Origin of the sequence: Halotalea alkalilenta DSM 17697, assembly GCF_000621205.1 — a bacterium.
In the GTDB taxonomy this organism is placed as follows: domain Bacteria; phylum Pseudomonadota; class Gammaproteobacteria; order Pseudomonadales; family Halomonadaceae; genus Halotalea; species Halotalea alkalilenta.
This window is the reverse complement of sequence record NZ_KK211227.1, coordinates 336,600-343,082: the sequence shown is the minus strand read 5'-3', so window position 1 is coordinate 343,082 and position 6,483 is coordinate 336,600. Positions and strand designations below refer to the sequence as shown.

At 37.2% G+C, this 6,483-nt stretch carries 4 protein-coding genes and 1 pseudogene; 4 read left to right on the top strand and 1 reads right to left on the bottom strand.

Going from position 1 to position 6,483, the window contains the following annotated elements; genetic code table 11:
• Positions 1-422: pseudogene (locus Q376_RS22575) on the bottom strand (DDE-type integrase/transposase/recombinase); the annotation flags it as partial.
• A 195-nt stretch (positions 423-617) separates the two neighbouring features.
• On the opposite strand from Q376_RS22575, the gene Q376_RS24425 reads away from it, so the two are divergent.
• The 4 genes from Q376_RS24425 to Q376_RS24405 all read left to right on the top strand — a co-directional run bounded on the left by Q376_RS24425 (position 618) and on the right by Q376_RS24405 (position 6,483).
• Positions 618-1,901, top strand: a complete 1,284-nt coding sequence (locus tag Q376_RS24425; protein ID WP_081803539.1) for a lipopolysaccharide biosynthesis protein — start codon at positions 618-620, stop codon at positions 1,899-1,901.
• 7 nt (positions 1,902-1,908) lie between these two features.
• Positions 1,909-3,045, top strand: coding sequence for a polysaccharide pyruvyl transferase family protein (locus tag Q376_RS24420; protein WP_081803538.1), 1,137 nt, complete (start codon positions 1,909-1,911; stop codon positions 3,043-3,045).
• 27 nt (positions 3,046-3,072) lie between these two features.
• A complete protein-coding gene (locus Q376_RS24415; protein ID WP_081803537.1) occupies positions 3,073-3,903 on the top strand; it encodes a glycosyltransferase in 831 nt (276 codons plus the stop codon).
• 1,296 nt (positions 3,904-5,199) lie between these two features.
• A complete protein-coding gene (locus Q376_RS24405) occupies positions 5,200-6,483 on the top strand; it encodes an O-antigen polymerase (RefSeq protein WP_081803536.1) in 1,284 nt (427 codons plus the stop codon).

The following is a 6,483-nucleotide window of genomic DNA, read 5'->3' as shown; positions in this document are numbered from 1 at the left end:
AGTGCGGCCAGTGCTGGATGCCAGCGGTGCCGACCCTCGCCGTAGGCGTCTCGCTCGGTGATGATCGTGCCGGCATTGTCGAACAGCGCTTCTTCCGCTACGCAGCCAAAGTAGATGAAGGCTTCCCGAAGTCCTGTTAGCCAGGCATCGCTGTCCTCACGCTCGGAGAAGCGCACGAAGGTTGCGCGACTGTAGCCCAGCATGGCCACGAAGGCCTTGAGAGGCGTGCATCCGCGGCGAATCGTAGTGAAGTCGACCTGCAGCTGCTTGCCAGGGGGCGTTTCAAAGCGAATCAACGGCTCCTCTGGCTGGCGCTTGAACGGTGCCAGATAACACCTGAGCTGGCTGATGCCACCGGGATAGCCCTGGTCCTCGATTTCGCGCATCAATACGGTCGCCGGAATCCAGAGCGGATGCGCGGCCTCTGTGATGACTAGCCTGGTCTGTACTGATCAATGCTGGCGTATCGGCGTTTCAAAAAACGTTATTGCATATATAATAATTTTTCTTATTGTTATAAGTTAAAATCGTGCGTTTCAAAACAAGAATGCAAGGTAATGTATAAAAAATATGTTTAATATCATTAAGGCGAACTGCATTTGTTAAGGTGCATTTTTATGGGAAAGATAAACAATGGGAACTCGCAGAAAGTATTTTTTAAGAATGCACTAACATTAATGGGCGGGGCCGCGCTTGGTAAAGTAATTGCATTAATGAGCATTCCCATAATTACGAGGATATATGACCCTGAAACTTATGGATTATATGCTATTTTTGTAAGTGCCACTGCAATGATGGGTACCATTAGCTCATTGAGATATTGTTATGCGATACCATTACCGAATTCAAAAAAACTGGCTATGTATATTTTTGTGATCAGCATAGTAATAGCTCTGCTTCAGTCCATCCTCTTCGGCGGTATTCTGTATTGGCAAGGGGAGATTATATTTAATTTGTTAAATGCACCATTACTTTATAATTATTGGTATCTTTTAGTTCTATCGTTTTTATCTGTCGCTCTCTTTGAATGCCTGAGCATGTGGGCAATCAGAGAGAAAAGTTTCAGGCTACTGGCAATGGCCAACGTCACTCAAAATTTTTCAGGTTCGCTAAGTAAAATTCTGATTGGCATGACCTCCTGGTATAATATAGGACTTTTGATTGGACAGATAATCAATCAGATTGGTGGTGTGCAACTGTTAATTAAAGGTGTAATTTCATGTTTTAAAATCGCCAAACCTTTTTCTTTGAAAAAATATAAGTTATTAATTTTCGCATATATTGATTTTCCCATTTATAGAATGCCTGCACAAGTGATGCTAGTACTGTCAATGCAGGCCCCATTATTGTTGTCGAGCTATTTCTACGGACTAAATACCGCAGGTCAGTTATCTCTTGCAATGACAGTAGTGTCACTGCCCGTCATGTTGGTCGCTCAATCATTGGGACAAGTTTATTATGCAGAGGTATCGAAAATTGGAAAGCACAATCCATTAAAGATTTATAGATTAAGTAAAAATCTCATATTAAAGTCGCTTATGCTGGTGTCAGCTCCCTGTGCATGCCTTGTTATGTTTGGACCAATTCTATTTTCTGTGGTGTTTGGTAGCCAATGGGAGCATGCAGGGGAAATAGCGCGGATATTAGCGCTAACTTTGGTTGGGCAGTTCATAGCTAATCCAATAATGAACGTACTAAGTGTATTTGATCAACAAAAACTCTTTTTCAAGATTAATACAGTTCGTGCTCTTGGCGTAATAGTGATTTTTTTATTACCGCACCTGATAGCGATAGAGTTATATGTTGTGATTTGCCTGTATAGTTTATTTTTAACATCGCATTATTTCGTTACGACATATAAAATCATTAAATTTGTTAAACTACGAGCAATATCTCAATAGGTGATAAATGAAGAATCTGTTTATATTTGAGCCCGCAGGTCAGATTGAAAATACTGGAGATTTATTAATAAACAAAGCTGCACTAGATATGTATAGAAGATATGGTGATATTGTGATAAATGATACATATACGCCATCTTGGTTTGTAGAACAAATATCGAATGAGAATGATGTCAGGTTAAAGGAGAGTAATAAAGGTGGAGTGTTAAAATATATAAAAAAAAGCGGGAATAAAAATCCGTACACTAATGTTTATTATGTGTTACCTCCTGGACACATAACCCGTAAAGGGCTTAGATCGGCTGCTGGGAGTATTGTTAAAGCAAGTAGGTTTTTCATATACAGAATGTTTGGAATAAATATTATTCGAGCTGGGTTTTCAATAGGTCCTTTTGACACATGTAATGCAATTTCTGAAAAAATAATATCAAATATATATTGTGCATATGGAGTCAGGGATAAGCAGTCCCAGCAACTAGCGGAAAATATAGGAATAAAAAACTTAAGATATTCTCCAGACTATGCTTGGACTTATCAGCCGAATGAAAGTAAAAAACCATTTCGCTTTGATATTGAAAGTTTAGAGAATGCAGTAGTAATAAGTTTCAGGGCAAATGTAAACGGAACTGAGCACGATAGTAATTACCTTGGTATATTTCAAAAACAATTAAATGAATTAATTTCTTTTGATGTTTTTAGAGGACAAAAAATTATATTAACGTATCAGGTTTTATATGATCGTCAAGCATGTTGCGAAATTTACGAATCTTTAAAAGATAAATGTGCCGAAAAAGGAATTAATATTTCATTCATCGATGAAAAATTATTATTAGAAGATGCAAATTTGGTTTATAAAAAAGCATATTGCATTATTAGCAATAGATTACATGTTTTATTATTAGCGGGCAAAAATAAAACACTCCCTATCCCGTTAATAATAAAGAGGGATAATAAAAAAATAATCGGCATTTTAAATGACAACGGTTTAGCGCATACAATTATTGATATTCATGATGAAAATATAGCGCAAAAAATAAATATTTTGTTCGGAAAGAGGCATTCAATAATAGAACAGTACGATAAAGTGAGTAAATCCAATACGAGTTTAATAACTAAAGAAATGCAAAGGATTCTTAATAAATAAAGTTTATCTCACGGAGAAAGCCAAGGTATGGAAAAAGTATCAATTTATGTGCCAACACATAATAGGAAAAATTTGGTAGTAAAAGCTGTAAATTCATGTCTGTCTCAAACATATCATAATATTGAGGTGATCGTTTGTGATGATGGTAGTACTGATGGTACATATAGTAACTTGGAAAAATTATATGAAAAAGATGAAAGATTCATTTTGATCAGAAATGATTTCCCTCAAGGTGCTTGTGTAGCACGAAACAAGGCAATAAATGTAGCTTCTGGGCGCTATGTAACAGGGTTGGATGATGATGATGAGTTTTTACCAGATAGAATAGAGCGTCTGATAAGAGCATATCGGACTGATCTTAGTTTCGTTTGCTCTGATTTCATTATTAAGGGGGAAAACAAGGAATCGATTTTTTACAACTCTAAAAAAGATAAGTTATTCGATTATAAGGACTTGATTTTAATTAACCAAGCCACTAATCAAGTGTTTACAGAATTATGGAAAATTAAGAAAATAGGAGGGTTTGATCCTTCTTTTAAAAAATATCAGGATTGGAATGTTTGGTTGAGATTGTCTCGTAGGTTTGGTAGTTTTTTAAGAATTAAAGAACCTACATATATTATGCATGATGATAATCAAATAAATAGAGTTTCGTTATCTGGGAAACATAGTAGTGCATACTCATTTTTAATAGAAAAAAATAGTGATTTACTAGATAATGAAGATCGCGCTATCACATCTTATGCGGTCCATCGAGGTGTGAAGGATCTTATAAAACTGGCGACAATAAAAGATACTTATAAAAAACATTCTGTTAATTTATCTAAAATAATGGCGAAAAGTTTAATTCGTAGATAAATTCCTAGATTGTCGAATATTCTTAGCTCTTAATAAGAGCTTGATAATTTCCTTAAAATAAACTTCTTAGCTTTATTTTTATTTTAAGCATTAACCATTTAAAGATAATTCTATTATCTATTTAATAGACCAATAGATACTGGTTATCCCACGTAGAATATTCGATCAGCATATTTTGGTCTAAACTTCTGGAGTTGACCTCGGTGGCTGAAGGCAAGATGTTCAACGATTTTCCGCACAGTGTGCTGTGAATGATCCGAGGGCAGGTCTGTGATAGAATTGCGTTGGGTCATAATTGCCATTGACAAGGATAATTTTAACTGCGGTGATGTTCCTTCATGTGCGCGATTATAAAAGTCATGTTTACTAGTTTTCGTACTCAAAATCGCTTCTGCTAATTTTTTATGCCACAGTAGTATATATGAGATATGGCAGGACGTTACGAACTATCTGAGAGCCGTTGGTCATTGACCAAGGACATCGTTTCTCCGCCCCAAGGAAAAGGGCAGCCAGACGGGATGACCGCCAGGTATTGAACGGGGCCTTGTAGATCCTGTGCGAGGGTCAAATGGCACGACTTGCCAAAACGAACGGCTATGGCCCTGGAATCACTGTGTACGCGCACTTGTGTCAGTAGCGCAACGGCGGCGTTGCTGGCGCGTCTTTCTGCTCAGGCTTCGTGAGGATGGCCTGCTGGATTTGGGTATCTGGATGATCGATTCCATGGCCGTTCGTGCGAAAAGCCGCCTCAAGAGGCGTAAAAAAGGGGGGGGGGGCGAACCGGGAAGCCATGTGCGGCTGCAAACCGGGGCGGCTTGGCCCCCATAAGATTTGCCTGGTCTGTGACCGACATGAATGGTCACTGGCCTTCACTTTATCATCAGGCCAGGACACCGACTCTTGTCATGTTATTCTCTCCATGGAAACGATTTGTCTGCCGGTAAACATGGACCGGCCAAAAGCTCTGCCGCTATTTCATGGCAGACAAGAGCTACGACAGCGATGAATTGCTCCGATATTGCGACCGACACCGGATGAAGCTGGTCATCGTACAGCACAAGAAATATCGTGGACGCAATGTCATCGAAAGGTGCTTTGGCTGGCTCAGGTAACTACGCCTAATCGGCACGCGCTATGACAAGCTGGCCCTTAGTTGCCAAGGTATGCTCGGCTTGCATAGAATGTCGCCTACGTGCGGAATTTCGTACAAAACCTAACATGCTTTTATGTTAAAAATAATTATAAAAACATTTGTACATATCGAGTCCTTTTACAGACATTATTGTGGGGTGCTGAATGAGTTCAAATAGTGCTTTGTTAAATCATAAAAATAGTACCTATTTTTTTGCGATCTCAAGAGTCTATGCTCTTGTTGGAGCTATAATTTTTTTCTTGATGGCATATGCATTTAATGCGGCTGCTTCTGTATTATCAATTTATCTATGCATGTTCATGTTAATATCCATAATTGGCTTTTATAGAAATAATTACTTGAGTTTGCCATTTGCCTTTTCAATCGGCTGGATTTTGGTTTTGTTTTTTAGTACATTAAATATATCTGATTTCTCTAGAGATGTGAATCCAATAACAGTGATCATTTGTGGTTCATGCATATTTATTAATTTTATTGTGTTTTCTCCAGCAGTTTCACCGCGCTACGAAATAGGGGTAAAGGAAAATGCATTCACTAGATGGTTTAATTTATATGTAATGATCTTTATGATAATGGCGTTGGCCAATGTTGCTATTTCCGGTTACATACCTTTGTTATCAATGTTATCGGGCGGAGGAAGTGATTATAAAAATTTCGGTTTGCCAGGATTATATGGTTTTTTCTTGGCATATTCAAATGCACTTGGCGTCACTGCAATATATTTTTACATTAAAAATGGGCAGTCTAAATATATATATATATATATATTAATAATTGCCGTATTCCTGCTTTTTGTCACAAGGCAAAATGTAATGTCTCTGTTAATAGAAAGTTTGTTTGTATACTGTATCTGTAGGAAGAGAATAGGATGGGGCAAGATCATCACTATAACATGTATTGTATTAGTGTTGTTTTCTATTGTGGGTGAAATGAGATCCGGAAATATTCGAGATATTGCTAGAATTAAGAGCGATTTTGAATTTTTGCCAGCAAGTATAATTTGGTTATATTCGTATAGTTATTTCAATATACTGAATTTAGATAATTTGCTGCAAGCCCCAGGTGCTCCTTTTTTCGACTTTTCTTCATTTTCAAGACTTGTGCCGTCCTTTTTAAGACCAGACGGTGAGTATATTAATGTACTGGAAGTATTGAATTTTAATGTTGCATCTTATATCTATTCGCTTTATTTGGATATGGGGATTGCGTGGGTGATTATATTTTCTATTACAGTGAATTTCATAGGTTATTTTATTTTCAACAAAATTAAGAAGGAAAGTAGTTATTTTTGGATATGTTCAGGTAGCGTTTTCTTTTTCTGTTTTATGATGTCTTTTTTTATTAACTTCTGGTTATATCTTCCGATCATATTTCAGATTGTGTTTTTTTACATATTTAGCAAAACTGTAGTTATAAGGAAAAACTAA